This is a genomic window from Pseudomonas sp. KH_017 (genome assembly GCF_057840285.1).
Genome location: NZ_CM174509.1, coordinates 4691985 through 4708588, shown reverse-complemented (window position 1 = coordinate 4708588; position 16604 = coordinate 4691985). Strand labels below are relative to the sequence as shown.

The following is a 16604-nucleotide window of genomic DNA, read 5'->3' as shown; positions in this document are numbered from 1 at the left end:
TTTCGACACCCACGAAGATCCAGTGTGGGAGCGGGCTTGCTCGCGAAGACGGACTGACATCCAATGAAGATGTCGCCAGTCCAACCGCTTTCGCGAGCAAGCCCGCTCCCACATTGTATTGGTGTCGGCTGATGATTTATTGCGTGATACCACCAAATCAGAGCGAGATTGGATGTGAGCAAGAGAGCCTATAACTTCTGTGCCGGTCCTGCGGCGCTTCCCGAAGCTGTCCTGCAGCGCGCCCAGGGTGAACTCCTCGACTGGCACGGCAAGGGTCTGTCGGTCATGGAAATGAGCCATCGCAGCGATGAGTTCGTGTCCATCGCCACCAAGGCCGAGCAGGATCTGCGTGATCTGCTGAATATCCCGTCGAACTATAAAGTGCTGTTTCTGCAAGGTGGCGCCAGCCAGCAATTCGCTCAGATTCCTCTGAACCTGTTGCCGGAAAACGGCTCTGCCGACTATATCGACACCGGTATCTGGTCGCAGAAAGCCATCGAAGAAGCTTCGCGCTTCGGCCACGTCAATGTTGCCGGCACCGCCAAGCCTTACGACTACTTCGCCATTCCCGGCCAGAACGAATGGAAGCTGTCGAAAGACGCGGCCTACGTTCACTACGCGCCGAACGAAACCATCGGCGGCCTGGAATTCCAATGGATTCCCGAGACCGGTGATATCCCGCTGGTCGCCGACATGTCCTCGGACATCCTGTCGCGCCCGGTGGATGTTTCGCGCTTCGGCATGATCTACGCCGGCGCCCAGAAAAACATCGGCCCGAGTGGTATCGTCGTCAACATCGTTCGCGAAGACCTGCTGGGTCATGCGCGCTCCATTTGCCCGACCATGCTCAACTACAAGGTCGCGGCCGATAACGGTTCGATGTACAACACCCCGCCGACCCTGGCCTGGTACTTGTCCGGCCTGGTGTTCGAGTGGCTCAAGGAGTTGGGCGGCGTCGAGGCCATCGGCAAGCTCAACGAAGTCAAGCAGCGCACGCTGTATGGCTTCATCGATGCCAGTGGCCTGTACAGCAACCCGATCAACAAGTCGGATCGCTCGTGGATGAACGTGCCGTTCCGCCTGGCTGATGATCGTCTGGACAAGCCGTTTCTGGCCGGTGCCGACGAGCGTGGCCTGTTGAACCTCAAGGGTCACCGTTCCGTGGGCGGCATGCGCGCCTCCATCTATAACGCCGTCGACATCAACGCGGTCAACGCGCTGGTTTCGTACATGGCAGAGTTCGAGAAGGAACACGGCTAATGTCTGAGCAAGAACTCAAGGCACTGCGCCTGCGCATTGATGCCCTGGACGAAAAGGTCCTGGAGCTGATCAGTGAGCGTGCGCGCTGCGCCCAGGAAGTCGCGCGAGTAAAGATGGCCTCGCTGGCCGAAGGCGAAGTGCCGGTGTTCTATCGTCCTGAGCGTGAAGCTCAGGTGCTCAAGCGTGTCATGCAGCGTAACCAGGGGCCGCTGGGCAACGAAGAAATGGCGCGGTTGTTCCGCGAAATCATGTCTTCGTGCCTGGCGCTCGAGCAGCCGCTGAAAGTGGCTTACCTCGGCCCTGAAGGTACGTTCACCCAGGCGGCGGCCATGAAGCACTTCGGCCACGCGGTGATCAGCAAGCCGATGGCGGCGATCGACGAAGTGTTCCGTGAAGTGGCGGCGGGGGCGGTGAATTTTGGCGTGGTGCCGGTGGAGAACTCCACAGAAGGCGCAGTCAACCACACCCTCGACAGCTTCCTTGAACACGACATGGTGATCTGCGGCGAAGTCGAGCTGCGTATCCACCATCACCTGTTGGTCGGCGAAAACACCAAGACCGACAGCATCAGCCGCATCTACTCCCACGCCCAGTCCCTGGCCCAGTGCCGCAAGTGGCTGGACGCCCACTATCCGAATGTCGAGCGCGTGGCGGTGTCCAGCAACGCCGAAGCGGCCAAGCGGGTCAAGGGTGAGTGGAACTCGGCGGCGATTGCCGGCGACATGGCGGCCGGCCTGTACGGCTTGACCCGTCTGGCCGAAAAAATCGAGGACCGTCCGGATAACTCCACGCGCTTCCTCATGATCGGCAACCAGGAAGTGCCACCGACTGGCGACGACAAGACATCGATCATCGTTTCGATGAGCAACAAGCCGGGTGCGCTTCACGAGTTGCTGGTGCCGTTCCACGACAATGGCATCGACCTGACGCGAATCGAGACTCGTCCGTCGCGCAGCGGTAAATGGACCTACGTGTTCTTCATCGACTTCGTCGGCCATCATCGTGACCCGCTGGTCAAAGGTGTGCTGGAAAAGATCAGTCAGGAAGCAGTGGCACTCAAGGTGCTGGGTTCCTACCCGAAAGCAGTTCTCTAAGGGGCGGTAGAAATGAGTGGCAATTTCCTCGCTCTGGCACAGCCGGGCGTGCAACAACTTTCGCCTTACGTTCCGGGCAAGCCCGTGGACGAACTGGCGCGTGAGCTGGATCTCGATCCAGCCAGCATCGTCAAACTGGCGAGCAACGAAAACCCGCTGGGCGCTGGCCCCAAGGCGCTGGCGGCGATCCGCGATGCGCTGCCCGAGCTGACCCGTTATCCGGACGGCAACGGTTTTGCGCTCAAGAGCCTGTTGGCCGAGCAGTGCCGCGTCGAACTCAACCAGGTCACGCTGGGCAACGGTTCCAACGACATCCTGGAGTTGGTCGCGCGTGCTTATCTGGCACCGGGCCTGAATGCCGTGTTCAGCGAGCATGCGTTCGCGGTCTACCCGATTGCCACCCAGGCGGTCGGCGCACAGGCCAAGGTGGTTCCAGCCAAGGATTGGGGGCATGACCTGCCTGCCATGCTGGCGGCGATCGATGCCAACACCCGCGTGGTGTTCATTGCCAACCCGAACAACCCGACCGGGACCTGGTTCGACGCCGAGGCGCTGGACGAATTCCTGCAGGATGTGCCGGAGCATGTGCTGGTCGTACTGGACGAGGCCTACATCGAGTACGCCGAAGGCAGCGATCTGCCGGATGGCCTGGACTTCCTGGCGGCTTATCCGAACCTGCTGGTTTCCCGTACCTTCTCCAAGGCCTATGGCCTGGCAGCGCTGCGTGTGGGTTATGGCTTGTCCACGGCGGTGGTCGCAGACGTGCTGAACCGTGTGCGCCAGCCGTTCAACGTCAACAGCCTGGCCTTGGCCGCGGCCTGTGCGGCGTTGAAGGACGAAGAGTATCTGGCGCAAAGCCGTCAGTTGAACGAGTCCGGCATGCAGCAACTGGAAGCCGGTTTTCGTGAGCTGGCGCTGAGCTGGATTCCGTCCAAAGGCAATTTCATCTGCGTCGATCTCGGTCAGGTCGCGGCCCCGGTGTTCCAGGGCTTACTGCGTGAAGGTGTGATAGTGCGTCCGGTGGCCAACTACGGCATGCCGAACCACCTGCGCATCACCATTGGCCTGCCAGCAGAGAACAGCCGCTTCCTCGAAGCGCTGACCAAGGTTCTGGCTCGTGGTTGATGTCACTGCGCTGCAATCTGCTGAACCTATGATCGGTCGCCTGGTGGTGGTCGGTCTCGGCTTGATCGGCGGTTCGTTTGCCAAGGGTTTGCGTGAAAGCGGTCTGTGCCGCGAAGTGGTCGGGGTCGATCTCGATCCACAATCGCGCAAGCTCGCGGTCGAGTTGGGTGTGGTGGATCGCTGCGAGGAAGACCTGGGCGTTGCTTGTCAGGGCGCCGACGTCATCCAACTGGCGGTGCCGATCCTGGCCATGGAGAAAGTGCTCGCGCGTCTGGCGGGCATGGATCTGGGGCAGGCAATCCTGACCGATGTCGGCAGTGCCAAGGGCAATGTGGTGCGTGCGGCCACCGAAGCATTTGGCAAGATGCCGTCATCCTTCGTGCCGGGGCATCCGATTGCCGGTTCGGAGCAGAGTGGGGTGGAAGCTTCCAACGCCGAGCTGTTCCGTCGCCACAAAGTGATCCTGACGCCGCTGGAGCAAACCGATCCTGCAGCCCTGGCGGTAGTCGACCGTTTGTGGCGCGAACTGGGTGCCGATGTCGAGCACATGCAGGTCGAGCGTCACGACGAAGTACTGGCCGCGACCAGCCATCTGCCGCACTTGCTGGCGTTCGGTTTGGTCGACTCACTGGCCAAGCGCAATGAAAATCTTGAGATCTTCCGTTACGCTGCGGGCGGTTTCCGCGATTTCACAAGAATCGCCGGAAGCGACCCGGTCATGTGGCACGACATCTTCCTCGCCAACCGCGAAGCTGTCCTGCGCACACTCGATACATTTCGCAGCGACCTCGACGCCTTGCGCGACGCGGTCGATGCAGGGGATGGGCACCAATTGCTGGGCGTTTTCACTCGCGCCCGTGTTGCCCGCGAGCATTTCAGTAAAATCCTGGCCCGCAGGGCCTATGTGGACGCTATGAATTCCAACGATCTGATTTTCCTGGCTCAACCTGGTGGCCGCCTGTCCGGTCGGATTCGCGTACCGGGTGACAAATCGATTTCCCACCGTTCGATCATGCTTGGCTCCCTGGCCGAAGGCGTCACCGAAGTCGAAGGTTTCCTGGAGGGCGAAGATGCCCTGGCGACCTTGCAGGCATTCCGTGACATGGGCGTGGTCATCGAAGGTCCGCACCACGGTCGTGTGACCATTCACGGCGTCGGCCTGCATGGCCTGAAGCCGGCACCGGGCCCGATCTACCTGGGCAACTCCGGTACTTCGATGCGCCTGCTGTCCGGCCTGCTGGCTGCGCAGAACTTCGACAGCACCTTGACCGGCGACGCTTCGCTTTCCAAGCGCCCGATGAATCGCGTGGCCAATCCGCTGCGCGAAATGGGTGCGGTGATCGAAACCGCCGCCGAAGGTCGTCCGCCGATGATCATTCGCGGTGGCAACAAGCTCAAGGGTCTGACCTACACCATGCCGATGGCCAGTGCCCAGGTTAAGTCCTGCCTGCTGCTGGCCGGTCTGTATGCCGAAGGCAAGACCACGGTTACCGAGCCTGCTCCGACCCGCGACCATACCGAGCGCATGCTCCGTGGTTTCGGCTACCCGGTAACGGTCAACGGTGCGACAGCATCGGTCGAGTCCGGCAATAAGCTGGCTGCGACCCACATTGAAGTCCCGGGTGATATTTCGTCCTCGGCGTTCTTCCTGGTGGCGGCATCGATCGCCGAAGGTTCGGAACTGGTGCTGGAACACGTCGGCATCAACCCGACCCGTACCGGTGTGATCGATATCCTGCGCCTGATGGGCGCCGACATCACTCTGGAAAACCAGCGTGAAGTGGGTGGCGAACCGGTGGCTGACTTGCGCGTACGTGCAGCTAAACTCAAGGGTATCGAGATTCCCGAGGCGCTGGTTCCGCTGGCGATCGACGAGTTCCCGGTGCTGTTCGTCGCCGCCGCCTGTGCCGAAGGGCGCACCGTGTTGCGTGGCGCCGAAGAGCTGCGGGTCAAGGAGTCGGATCGTATCCAGGTCATGGCTGATGGCTTGCTGGCGCTGGGCGTCAAGTGCGAGCCAACCCCGGATGGCATCATCATCGACGGCGGCCAGATCGGCGGCGGTGAAGTACACGGCCATGGTGATCACCGTATCGCCATGGCGTTCAGCGTTGCTTCGCTGCGCGCCAGTGCGCCGATCCGCATTCATGATTGCGCCAACGTCGCGACGTCGTTCCCGAATTTCCTGGCGCTGTGCGCACAGGTCGGTATCCGCGTGGCACAAGAGGCACAGTCGTGATCAACATTGCACCGGTCATCACCATCGATGGGCCAAGCGGCTCGGGCAAGGGCACGGTAGCCGGGATCCTGGCCAAGCGCCTGGGCTGGAACCTGCTGGATTCCGGTGCGTTGTACCGATTGCTGGCCTTCGCCGCGCATAACCATGGTGTTGACCTGACCAATGAAGAGTTGCTGAAGAAACTCGCCGCTCATCTGGATGTGCAGTTCATCGCAGCGACGGACGGTCAGTTGCAACGCATCATTCTGGAAGGTGATGAAGTCAGCGATGTCATTCGCACCGAAAGCGTCGGTTCCGGCGCTTCCCAGGTGGCTGCACTGCCCGCTGTACGCGAGGCGCTGCTGCAGCGCCAGCGAGCCTTTCAGGAAGCGCCGGGCCTTGTGGCGGATGGTCGCGATATGGGCACGGTGGTTTTTCCTGACGCGCCGCTGAAGATTTTTCTGACCGCCAGCGCCGAGGAACGGGCTCGTCGTCGATATTTGCAGTTGAAGGGCAAGGTCGAGGGTGTTAGTCTGTCGAGTCTGCTAGATGAGATACGTGCGCGCGATGAGCGTGACACCCAGCGAGCGGTAGCCCCGCTCAAACCGGCGGCTGACGCCATACAGCTGGATTCCACGGAATTATCCATTGACCAGGTGCTGGAACGCATCATGAGCGAGATCGCCATTCGCGATATCGCCGGGTGACCAAGAAGGCCGCAGGGGACCAGTCATAGTCCTGCGGTGGCTTCTTTTAAATGAAACTAACCCACACCGTCTGGGGTGTGGAGATGGGCGTATTCTTCGCCCTCATCGACAGGAATTAAAATGAGCGAAAGCTTTGCGGAACTCTTTGAAGAAAGCCTAAAAACCCTGAACCTTCAGGCAGGCTCCATCATCACCGGTGTTATCGTTGATATCGATTACCAGGCTCGCTGGGTAACCGTTCACGCTGGCCTGAAGTCTGAAGCACTCATCCCGCTTGAGCAGTTCTACAACGACGCTGGCGAACTGAACATCAACGTCGGTGACGAAGTTCACGTTGCTCTGGACTCGGTTGAAGACGGCTTTGGTGAAACCAAGCTGTCCCGTGAAAAAGCCAAGCGCGCTGAATGCTGGATTGTTCTGGAAGCAGCCTTCGCAGCCGAAGAAGTGGTCAAGGGCGTTATCAACGGTAAGGTTAAAGGCGGCTTCACTGTCGACGTTAACGGCATCCGTGCGTTCCTGCCAGGTTCTCTGGTTGACGTCCGTCCAGTGCGCGACACCACGCACCTGGAAGGCAAAGAGCTGGAATTCAAGGTCATCAAGCTGGACCAGAAGCGCAACAACGTTGTCGTTTCCCGTCGTAGCGTCCTGGAAGCCGAGAACTCCGCCGAGCGCGAAGCTCTGCTGGAATCCCTGCAGGAAGGCCAACAAGTCAAAGGTATCGTCAAGAACCTCACCGATTACGGCGCATTCGTCGATCTGGGTGGCGTCGATGGCCTGCTGCACATTACCGACATGGCTTGGAAGCGTATCAAGCATCCTTCCGAAATCGTCAACGTTGGCGACGAGATCGATGTCAAGGTTCTGAAGTACGATCGCGAGCGCAATCGTGTTTCCCTGGGCCTGAAGCAACTGGGCGAAGATCCATGGGTTGCTATCAAAGCCCGTTACCCAGAAAGCACTCGCGTTACCGCGCGTGTAACCAACCTGACCGACTACGGCTGCTTCGCTGAGCTGGAAGAAGGCGTTGAAGGTCTGGTACACGTTTCCGAAATGGACTGGACCAACAAGAACATCCACCCTTCGAAAGTCGTACAAGTCGGCGACGAAGTGGAAGTTATGGTTCTGGACATCGACGAAGAGCGTCGCCGTATCTCCCTGGGCATCAAGCAGTGCAAATCTAACCCATGGGAAGATTTCTCTGGCCAGTTCAACAAGGGCGATAAAATCTCCGGCACCATCAAGTCGATCACCGATTTCGGTATCTTCATTGGTCTGGACGGCGGCATCGACGGTCTGGTTCACCTGTCCGACATCTCCTGGAACGAAGTGGGCGAAGAAGCCGTTCGCCGCTTCAAGAAGGGCGACGAGCTGGACACCGTTATCCTGTCGGTTGACCCAGAGCGCGAGCGCATCTCCCTGGGTATCAAGCAACTGGAAAGCGATCCGTTCTCCGAGTACGTTCAAGAGAACGACAAAGGCGCCATCGTTAAAGGCATCGTGAAGGAAGTTGACGCTAAAGGCGCCATCATCACTCTGGCCGACGATATCGAAGCGACTCTGAAAGCCTCCGAAATCAGCCGTGACCGCGTTGAAGACGCGCGCAACGTTCTGAAAGAAGGCGAAGAAGTAGAAGCCAAGATCATCAGCGTTGACCGCAAGAGCCGTGTAATTCAGCTCTCGATCAAGTCGAAAGACGTTGAAGACGAGAAAGAAGCAATCCAGAGCCTGCGCGACAAGCCAGTAGCTACTGATGCTCCTGTGGCCACCACTCTGGGTGACCTGCTGCGTGCACAAATGGAAAAGCAGAACTAAGTTCTGATTTTCTGAAAAAAAAAGGGCGACTTCGGTCGCCCTTTTTTGTGCCTGGAGTTTGGTGAATCAAGCGAGGCTGTAACTGCTTGGGTCGTGAACCAAAAACGCCGAAAGAAGGTCTGATTGTTTAGTCGGATCAAACGCTTATTTGCAGCTAGTCTTTAGCCTGAGACTGATGATCGCCCGTAGGCTTTCTGGCAAAAGGATGTGAATGAACAAGCTCATTGTCGCAGTGGCGGTGCTGGTACTGATGCTGGCGGGTTGTACCACCAATGCCAAAACTCACGCGGTGCGTGGGGTTAGTGGTATTGAGGTGGATTGTTCGGGGCTCGGTTCGAGATGGGAGCGGTGTTACAAGCGCGCGGCCAAGGAGTGCAGTGGGGCAGGCTACAAGGTTGTAGCAAGGTCTGATGATATCAAGGAAGAGGAGGAGGGATTCCCCTTTGGATTCAACCCGGCAGGTTTCCTGACGCGCAGTATGTTGGTGATTTGCCGATGACATTGTGATCGCCCAGAAGTCTTCCCCTTCCAGGAATCAAGCATTTTGGGGTGGTGGGATAGATGGAAAAACTCGGGCTGTTCAAAATCTTGCGGGCGTGCTAAAACCTTTGAAGCGCTGACCTAGCTGCTTGAAAAAGAAGGGAAAAATATGACGAAGTCGGAGTTGATCGAACGAATTGTCACCCATCAAGGGCTGCTCTCATCCAAGGATGTGGAGCTGGCCATCAAGACCATGCTTGAGCAAATGTCCCAATGTCTGGCTACCGGGGATCGTATCGAAATCCGGGGGTTTGGCAGCTTCTCTCTGCACTACCGCGCGCCACGGGTAGGTCGCAATCCGAAAACCGGCCAGTCTGTCAGTCTCGACGGCAAGTTCGTTCCGCATTTCAAGCCGGGGAAAGAGCTTAGGGATCGGGTGAATGAGGATGAGGATGATGCCGGTGAGTTTTAGTGAGTTTTCCGGAGTAGGCTCTAATGAATAGTTTCAGAAAGGCTGTTCTAGGGCTGTGTTTGCTAGTGTTTTTTGCTGCTATTCTAGTTTTTATGCTTGAGAATCAGCAGCTTACCTCTATTTCTTTTTTGGGGATGACAACGCAGCCACTCCCGGTTTCTGTTTTCGTAGCGACATTTTTGCTAGGTGGTATTTTGCTTGGTCCGCTTTTGGCGATGGCTTTTAAGCAAAGGCGAAGCCGTACCTGATTGGGCTGAAGATTTGATGGGCTGAGCGATCAGTCTCTAGTGGAAATCAAGAATTTTGAATAGTAAAGAATCCAATGACAGGGGCGAGATTGATATCTCCGATATTTTTCGCGTACTGTGGAAAAAAAAATGGACGATTTTCGCTACTACAAGTGTAGTGACCTTGATTGCCGTAGCCTACGCTTTTTTGGCCCGCCCGGTTTATGAGGCAAGTGCATTTGCTATGCCTCCTACTTACAATGATATTGCGAATCTAAATTACGGCCGAAGCAGCGAAACAGAGTTGGTTCCTATTACAGTTAAAGATGTTTACTCGATTTTTTTGCAAAGTTTAAAAGGTGAGACTCTCCGTCAAACATTCATTGCTGAAGTAATGGCCCCCGGATCAAGTAAAGACGAGGATAAGGCCGGCAGTAATCTTCTTTATTCCGAGCTTTCCAAACGCTTGATTGTGTCTCAGTCAAGAAAAGATCTTCCTGATGAGTATGTGGTTACTATTCAAAGTAGTAACCCCGACCAAGCTGCGCAATGGGCGCAAGAATATATTCATCGAGCAGGCAAGTTGGCGCAGCAGGAAATAATAAAAAACGTTTCATATGAAGCGGATGTCAAGGTTCGCAGTCTTGATCGACAAATTGCCGATTTGCGTGAAAATGCTCAAAAAGTCCGAGAGGATACCATCACAAAACTGCGTGAAGCTCTTCGGGTTGCAAGCGCCATTGGATTGGAGAAACCTCCTATTATTACTGGCAATCCCGCGGTTCAAATCGCTGGCAGCGTCGATGGGCAGCTCATTTACATGCGTGGCACTAAAGCGCTGGAGGCGGAAATTGAAAACCTGGAGACGCGAGGTACGAATGACCCTTTCATTGGGCGTCTGCGGGATCTTGAGTCAACGCGGGCGTTTTACAAGTCCATTTCTTCAAATCTTCAGGATGTTGTCGCCTATCGCTTGGATGGAGATGCGAAGCCACCGATCAACCCTATAAAACCTAAAAAATCTTTAATAATTATGTTCAGTTTTCTCTTTGGCGTGTTGTTGGGGGTGGGCCTTGTCTTGGTGTGCTATTTCCTTCCTTCGGGTTCATCCAAGAAGTCGGTTTTTTCTCAGTGAAGATTTGGTAGCCCTTGTCATATCAATGACTGGCGGATTGATCAAGTTTTCGCGCGTATCATGATGCGGTTGCTTCTCAATGGGGGGCGAAGTGATTAGGGTAATGCATATTCTTCAGTTTTTTGGTTGATATCCTGCACTTTTGACTCTTTTTCTGCCCCCCCCCCCCATTCGTAACATCTATCAAGCTATTTAGTTGAAGAAGTTGCTGGCTATTTGTCGGTATTCTGAAGACTCGGCCTTGATTTTTCATTCTGGGAATTCCCATTTAAACCTACAGTTTTGCCATGCGCCCGTTCGTCTGGAGATCAGAGTCTGTGCATTTTGCTCGGTCTTGCGTTGCTTGAGCGTGCCACCGGTAAATTCCGACGGATTTGGGTCGACAGGAATGAATTTGTGCTTGATGGTGAGATTGTCGAATTGTGTGGCAGCGATGCTACGTGCGCACAGGTATAATCAATTTTCTGTAGCTGTACGGACACAGTCCGATGGGGGCTTTGAATGGCCTGGTTGGCGGGTTTCGGTATTGGTTTCGAGCCCGATTACTGAGAGCTATTTGTCATTTCAAGGCTTACTCCCGGTTTGTATCGGCAGCGTGCCTTGAGCAAGGCGTTCTGGCTGATGAGTGAGGGTTGACTCTGGAGCGGTAAGTGTGTTGAATTTGCGGGTTTTCTCAGTCGTACGTTGCTGTGTGGCCAGCATTTCTCGTCTGGTAGCACGTAAGGGTGTGTTTGATGGTGGCACTGATGGTTGCTTGGATAAAGGAATTCAGGGGGCGTAGCTTTTGTTGCTCCATTCGTATTGGGACGTGTGCTTAAGTGATGGATTACCCAGCAGTGGACGCCACTGCTTGGGTGTAGCTTTCTTGGCGTGATTCCAGGCTGCAAGAAAAAGGGCACTGCGATGAGGTTTGAAGTTTGGCAAGGTTGAAAGCTGGTATCCATTTCGCCTCCTCAATACTAGTGAAGGCCGTAGCAGGGCTCATAGTAATAAAACTACTGGCTTGGAAGTTGGGGCCGGATGGTTTTGGATTGCTTGGTCAGCTCATGACACTGGTTGCTATTACGGGCATGTTTGCCGGCGGCGGAATAACCAATGGTTTGATCAAGGTCCTGGCGGAGTCACCTGTTGCATCGAAGGAGGGGAAGGCCTGGTTTGCTACGGCATTTACACTAACGACCGTAATCTCTGCAATTGTTGCACTGTTATTGATGCTTTTCTCCACCGCACTTTCAAGTCGTTTGATGCAGGGAGGGTTTACCGCTCTTTTCGTAGGCCTTGGGTTGGTTCAAGCGATTGTGGGTTACGCAAGCTTGGTTCAGGCAGAGGCAAGCAGTCGTGGTGAGAGCGTTTTCTATGCGAAGGTCAATATATTAGGAACCGTACTTGGTACGCTTGTGTTGGCCCTTGCAGTCAACTCGTTTGGTTTTGACGGTGCTGCGTACTCGGTAATGCTAATGCCGGCATTAACCGCAATTGTCACATTGTTGTTTATGGCTTCAGGCCGGAGAGAGCTATTCCATTTTTCGAGATTCCTGGTCGATAGGGTTAGAATGCGTCACCTGTTGTCTTTTTCAGTTTTGGCCTTGGTAGGTTCTACATCCGTTCCAGTTGCGCAAATTTTGATGCGTGATGGTATGGCGCAGAGGTTTGGCTGGGAGCAGGTGGGGCTGTGGCAGGGTGTGATTAAGCTGTCTGATGTCTATATGCAGTTCGTTGGTGTTGTTTTGATGAATTATGTGTTGCCTCGGTATGCATCAGCAGCCAATCTTAACTTGGTTATTAAAGAGTTTAAAATCAGTTTATTGTGGTTGTTGTCAGCTCTCATGTTAGGTTTTATCGCTCTTTATAGTCTGAAAAATATTGTTGTTAAGTTGGTTTTTTCAGACGAGTTTCTTCCGATGACTGACTATTTTTTACCTCAAATGGTTGGAGATATTTTTCGAACGATCGCGTCTGCAATATCTTTGATATTCATGGCTAGAGGTGCTGTGCGAGTGTCGATAATATTCGAATTCGCACAAGGTATTTTTATTTTTAGCGTGTTTCTCATGCTGCTGAGTACTTTTGGGTCTATGGCTCCAGTGTATGCGCACGTGATTACTTACGGGTTGCTTTCCATATTCATGGCCGTAGGGCTGGGATTTTGGTTTAAGAGAGGGAAGTCATGAAGATTCTTATGATGTGTACCAAGTTTTCATTGTCTGAAAATGATCCTTGGCTTACAAATGAATTGGCCGATTCTTTCCAGGAGTTGGGGCATGAGGTGACCGTGCTATGTCTCGACTGGTCGGCAAAACCCGGCAGCACCCGTTCGAATCTAAAGCTGGGAAACGGGGTCGAAGTGATTTCGATCCCTCCGGTGTTGGTGAGTTCCCCATTTGGGTTCGTTACTCGTATCCTGAAGTGGAGCCTCTCGTCATTTTCTGCATATTCGATTTCGCGAAAGCTGGTCAAGCAACGTAAATTTGATGCGGTGATTGGGTTTTCACCTGCCATTACCATGGCTTTGCCAATTATGTTGTTGGCCCGAAACAAAAAGCTTACGTCGCTATTGATTCAGTGGGATTTCTTTCCGCATCATCACCGACAAATCGGTTTGTTTTCGTCTGGTGTTTCTTTCTTTGTAGCAAGAAAGGTTGAAGAGACGCTGATACGCAAATTCGATGTGATTGCGTGTATGTCGCCTGCGAACGAAACTTACCTTCGTACTCATTACCCTATTCGCGATGAGCAGAAAATTTGCATCACCCCAGTGTGGGGGAAAGAAACTACGTTGCCTGGGGTGGATCGTGCCGATATTCGCCAAAAGTATTCTTTGCCGCAGGATAGGCCGCTTGTTGTTTTTGGTGGCCAACTCGTTCACGGTCGAGGTCTTGAAGACCTGATAGGGGCCGCTAAGCTTTCGCAGCAGCGTGGTTCTCCCGTAACGTTTCTCGTGATCGGGAGTGGTTCCCTTGAGTCACTTGTGGAGGCAAGTATCGAGCAATGCGGTGGAAATCTTATCTGGATTCCACGTATACCTCGAGATGAGTATGTGGGGTTGATAAAATCCTGTGATCTCGCTCTTGTATGTACGGTCAGGGATGTTGATGTCCCAAGCTTTCCATCTAAAACGATAGATTATTTGAGAGTGGGTTTGCCTATTATCGCGTCGGTAGAGTCCTCGACGGATTATGGGGACTATATAGCCTCATTAGGCGTAGGCATCAGTGTTGAAGCTGGAGAACCTGATAAGTTGCTCGAATCTATCGAGGTGTTGCTGCGCGATACTGATAAGATGAGGGTAATGAGTGAGTTGGGGCCGGTGCGTTTTAAAGAAGTGTTTGAAGTGAAGCACATTACGTCCCAACTTCTTGATTTGGTCGTATAGCTCTGTGCTTGTGGAGTGTGATTTATGTCCAATGAATTAGGCAAGGTTCTTCTGCCTCCTCTTATGTTGGGCATGGCCTGTGCTTTGCTGGTGACTGTAGAAAGTGACGATGGCTCGCAGTGGGTGACCATCTTTCCGCGGCTGACTAGCGATCCAGATTTTCTGGGAGTTACTCTGCCAATAGTCGTGATGGGGCTTTTCTGGCGCGGCACATGGAAAAATGCAGTACTGTGGAAAATGAGTGCTAAAACCTTGGTGCTCCTGTGCCTGTTTGTGTATTTGTCGGTGTTAAATACACTAGCTAACAATCAATCGGCACACGTGTCAGATTTGTTTTTTTGCATTGTATTCCTGATGTTTGTTGTCATCAGTTTTCAAGGCAAAGAATATGAGTCTTCTTGTGGCTGTTTGAAACAAATAATGTTGTGAGGATATTATGTTTCAGAATAAGACGCTTTTGATCACCGGTGGTACCGGGTCCTTTGGTAATGCTGTCTTGAAGCGCTTTCTTGATACCGATATTGCCGAGATTCGCATATTTAGTCGGGATGAAAAAAAGCAGGATGACATGCGTAAGCATTACGCGAGCTCCAAGCTGAAATTCTATATTGGTGATGTTCGTGATTACCAGAGCGTCCTGAATGCCACTCGTGGCGTCGATTACATTTTCCACGCGGCGGCGCTCAAGCAGGTTCCATCCTGCGAGTTCCACCCTATGGAGGCTGTGAAGACCAATGTCCTGGGTACGGAGAACGTACTTGAAGCTGCTATTCAAAATGGTGTCAAGCGCGTTGTTTGCTTGAGTACTGACAAGGCCGTTTATCCCATCAATGCAATGGGAATCTCCAAGGCGATGATGGAGAAGGTGATGGTAGCCAAGTCGCGTAGTGCTGATGATGAGAAGACTGTCATTTGCGGAACGCGCTACGGCAACGTCATGGCTTCGCGAGGTTCGGTTATTCCGCTGTTCATTCAGCAGATTCGCGACGGCAAGCCTTTGACCCTGACCGACCCTAGCATGACTCGCTTTATGATGACTCTGGCGGATGCGGTGGATTTGGTGTTGTACGCTTTTGAGCACGGCAACAATGGCGACCTGTTTGTGCAGAAAGCGCCAGCAGCTACAGTCGAAACTCTTGCCAATGCGCTGACTCAAATGCTCAATCTGCCGGAGCACCCGATTCAAGTGATCGGTACTCGCCATGGCGAAAAGCTGTATGAAGCGCTGTTGAGTCGTGAAGAAATGGCCTGCGCGGAAGATCGTGGTGATTACTTCCGAGTGCCGCCTGATCTACGCGATTTGAACTACGCAAAATTTGTGGAGCAAGGGGAGGAAAAGATTTCTCGCACTGAAGATTATAACTCCCATAATACCGAGAGACTGGATATCGAAGGTATGAAGAACCTGCTGTTGAAGCTGGACTTTATGCGCGCTATTCAGCGTGGTGAACACGCGACGCCGGAGGAGTGAAACCATGAAAGTGCTGGTCACCGGTTCCAATGGTTTTGTGGGCAAGAACTTGATAGCGCATCTGAACGAGCGCGCTGATATTGAAGTCGTCCGGTTCACTCGGGACGATAGTATCAATCAGTTATTGGCACTAATAAGCAGTGTGGATTTTGTATTTCACTTGGCAGGAGTGAATCGACCACAAGATCCGGAAGAGTTCAAGGCCGGTAATACGGACTTGACGCAAGCTCTTTGTGAAGCGGTATCAGCATGCGGTAAACCGGTGCCAGTACTTTATACTTCATCCATTCAGGCTGAGCAGGATAATCTGTACGGCCATAGCAAGCTTGGTGCTGAAGAGGCGCTGACCGCGCTCGCGGAAAAGTCTGGTTCACCCGTTTACTTGTTCAGGCTTCCAAATGTCTTTGGCAAGTGGGCTCGGCCGAATTACAACTCGGCAGTTGCAACGTTCTGCCATAATATTGCGCGTGGACTGCCGGTTACTATCAATGACCGACACGCAAATATTAATCTTGTCTATATCGATGATGTTATCAAGCACTTCATTTCAGCGATGGATGGAAAGTTGTCAGATGATGGATTCGTAGACGTCCAGCCTCAATACTGTATCAGTGTTGGAGCTCTGGCAAAGCAGTTGGAGGCGTTTCGCGAAAGTCGTGACACCTTGATCACAGAGCCGGTAGGTACTGGCTTGGTGCGTGCGCTTTACTCCACCTATGTCAGCTATTTACCTCCCGAGAGTTTCACCTACCAGGTTCCAAAGTACGGTGATCCTAGAGGGGTATTTGTCGAGATGCTGAAAACCGGAGACAGTGGCCAATTTTCATACTTTACCGCTCATCCGGGTGTTACACGTGGTGGTCACTACCACCATTCGAAAACTGAAAAGTTTTTGGTAATAAAAGGTAGGGCTTGTTTTCGCTTTAGGCATATCGTATCTGACGAGTTTTATGAGTTGTACACCACCGGTGATCAACCGGAAATCGTTGAGACGGTTCCGGGTTGGACTCATGACATCACCAATGCCGGGGATGAGGAGATGATTGTGATGCTTTGGGCGAACGAAATTTTTGATCGCGAGCTACCGGACACGTACGCACGTCCGGTCGGCAGCGAGGCCTAGGTTGGAAATGCTCTCTGCTTTGATCGCCTGAGCGAGCAGGGCAGGGAGTCATTTTTCGCATGACCCTGCAGTGTTGATTTGATGATACATGCTGGCGTATGTTCGTTCAG

At 53.6% G+C, this 16604-nt stretch carries 15 protein-coding genes; all 15 read left to right on the top strand.

From position 1 onward, the window contains the following. The first annotated feature begins 174 nt into the window (after window positions 1-174). The 15 genes from serC to wbjC all read left to right on the top strand — a co-directional run bounded on the left by serC (window position 175) and on the right by wbjC (window position 16494). Window positions 175-1260 (top strand): 3-phosphoserine/phosphohydroxythreonine transaminase, encoded by a 1086-nt coding sequence (gene serC, locus AC3IT6_RS21335; protein WP_489352583.1) that lies wholly within the window; start codon window positions 175-177, stop codon window positions 1258-1260. Beyond that, window positions 1260-2354: a prephenate dehydratase gene (pheA, locus tag AC3IT6_RS21330; RefSeq protein WP_102700283.1), complete on the top strand. Its 1095-nt coding sequence runs from the start codon at window positions 1260-1262 to the stop codon at window positions 2352-2354. Before serC ends, pheA begins: the two co-directional genes overlap by 1 nt. Before the next feature lie 12 nt (window positions 2355-2366). Then, complete coding sequence (gene hisC / locus AC3IT6_RS21325) at window positions 2367-3479, top strand: histidinol-phosphate transaminase (protein WP_489352581.1); 1113 nt, start codon at window positions 2367-2369, stop codon at window positions 3477-3479. Window positions 3480-3507: 28 nt separating this feature from the next. Beyond that, the gene (locus tag AC3IT6_RS21320) at window positions 3508-5715 is read left to right on the top strand and encodes a bifunctional prephenate dehydrogenase/3-phosphoshikimate 1-carboxyvinyltransferase (RefSeq protein WP_489356641.1); all 2208 of its coding nucleotides are present in this window, start codon (window positions 3508-3510) and stop codon (window positions 5713-5715) included. Next, window positions 5712-6401 (top strand): (d)CMP kinase, encoded by a 690-nt coding sequence (gene cmk / locus AC3IT6_RS21315; protein ID WP_007985391.1) that lies wholly within the window; start codon window positions 5712-5714, stop codon window positions 6399-6401. Before AC3IT6_RS21320 ends, cmk begins: the two co-directional genes overlap by 4 nt. Before the next feature lie 120 nt (window positions 6402-6521). Next, window positions 6522-8213 carry a 30S ribosomal protein S1 gene (rpsA, locus tag AC3IT6_RS21310; RefSeq protein ID WP_007973639.1) on the top strand — a complete coding sequence of 564 codons (1692 nt, stop codon included), beginning with the start codon at window positions 6522-6524 and terminating at the stop codon, window positions 8211-8213. Window positions 8214-8424: 211 nt separating this feature from the next. Beyond that, on the top strand, window positions 8425-8712 hold the full coding sequence (locus AC3IT6_RS21305) for a hypothetical protein (RefSeq protein WP_489352579.1): 288 nt from the start codon (window positions 8425-8427) through the stop codon (window positions 8710-8712). A 150-nt stretch (window positions 8713-8862) separates the two neighbouring features. After that, entirely contained in the window at window positions 8863-9165 is a 303-nt protein-coding gene (gene ihfB, locus AC3IT6_RS21300) for an integration host factor subunit beta (RefSeq protein WP_150726241.1), read from the top strand. A 23-nt stretch (window positions 9166-9188) separates the two neighbouring features. After that, entirely contained in the window at window positions 9189-9413 is a 225-nt protein-coding gene (locus AC3IT6_RS21295; RefSeq protein WP_489352577.1) for a hypothetical protein, read from the top strand. A gap of 55 nt (window positions 9414-9468) precedes the next feature. After that, the gene (locus AC3IT6_RS21290) at window positions 9469-10527 is read left to right on the top strand and encodes an LPS O-antigen chain length determinant protein WzzB (protein WP_489352575.1); all 1059 of its coding nucleotides are present in this window, start codon (window positions 9469-9471) and stop codon (window positions 10525-10527) included. 917 nt (window positions 10528-11444) lie between these two features. Then, complete coding sequence (locus AC3IT6_RS21285; protein WP_489352573.1) at window positions 11445-12698, top strand: O-antigen translocase; 1254 nt, start codon at window positions 11445-11447, stop codon at window positions 12696-12698. Further along, entirely contained in the window at window positions 12695-13900 is a 1206-nt protein-coding gene (locus AC3IT6_RS21280) for a glycosyltransferase family 4 protein (protein ID WP_489352571.1), read from the top strand. The genes AC3IT6_RS21285 and AC3IT6_RS21280 overlap by 4 nt, the downstream gene beginning before the upstream one ends. A 24-nt stretch (window positions 13901-13924) precedes the next feature. After that, entirely contained in the window at window positions 13925-14329 is a 405-nt protein-coding gene (locus AC3IT6_RS21275) for a hypothetical protein (RefSeq protein WP_489352569.1), read from the top strand. 7 nt (window positions 14330-14336) lie between these two features. Further along, entirely contained in the window at window positions 14337-15371 is a 1035-nt protein-coding gene (locus AC3IT6_RS21270) for a polysaccharide biosynthesis protein (RefSeq protein WP_150726248.1), read from the top strand. A 4-nt stretch (window positions 15372-15375) separates the two neighbouring features. Beyond that, a complete protein-coding gene (wbjC, locus tag AC3IT6_RS21265; protein WP_489352566.1) occupies window positions 15376-16494 on the top strand; it encodes a UDP-2-acetamido-2,6-beta-L-arabino-hexul-4-ose reductase in 1119 nt (372 codons plus the stop codon). Window positions 16495-16604: the final 110 nt, after the last annotated feature.

Bases quoted from the DNA above. Each gene is read 5' to 3' on its own strand.
- rpsA (WP_007973639.1), top strand. From the start codon at position 6,522: ATGAGCGAAAGCTTTGCGGAACTCTTTGAAGAAAGCCTAAAAACCCTG.
- ihfB (WP_150726241.1), top strand. From the start codon at position 8,863: ATGACGAAGTCGGAGTTGATCGAACGAATTGTCACCCATCAAGGGCTG.
- AC3IT6_RS21270 (WP_150726248.1), top strand. From the start codon at position 14,337: ATGTTTCAGAATAAGACGCTTTTGATCACCGGTGGTACCGGGTCCTTT.
- AC3IT6_RS21280 (WP_489352571.1), top strand. From the start codon at position 12,695: ATGAAGATTCTTATGATGTGTACCAAGTTTTCATTGTCTGAAAATGAT.
- hisC (WP_489352581.1), top strand. From the start codon at position 2,367: ATGAGTGGCAATTTCCTCGCTCTGGCACAGCCGGGCGTGCAACAACTT.
- wbjC (WP_489352566.1), top strand. From the start codon at position 15,376: ATGAAAGTGCTGGTCACCGGTTCCAATGGTTTTGTGGGCAAGAACTTG.
- pheA (WP_102700283.1), top strand. From the start codon at position 1,260: ATGTCTGAGCAAGAACTCAAGGCACTGCGCCTGCGCATTGATGCCCTG.
- AC3IT6_RS21275 (WP_489352569.1), top strand. From the start codon at position 13,925: ATGTCCAATGAATTAGGCAAGGTTCTTCTGCCTCCTCTTATGTTGGGC.
- AC3IT6_RS21320 (WP_489356641.1), top strand. From the start codon at position 3,508: ATGATCGGTCGCCTGGTGGTGGTCGGTCTCGGCTTGATCGGCGGTTCG.
- AC3IT6_RS21295 (WP_489352577.1), top strand. From the start codon at position 9,189: ATGAATAGTTTCAGAAAGGCTGTTCTAGGGCTGTGTTTGCTAGTGTTT.
- AC3IT6_RS21305 (WP_489352579.1), top strand. From the start codon at position 8,425: ATGAACAAGCTCATTGTCGCAGTGGCGGTGCTGGTACTGATGCTGGCG.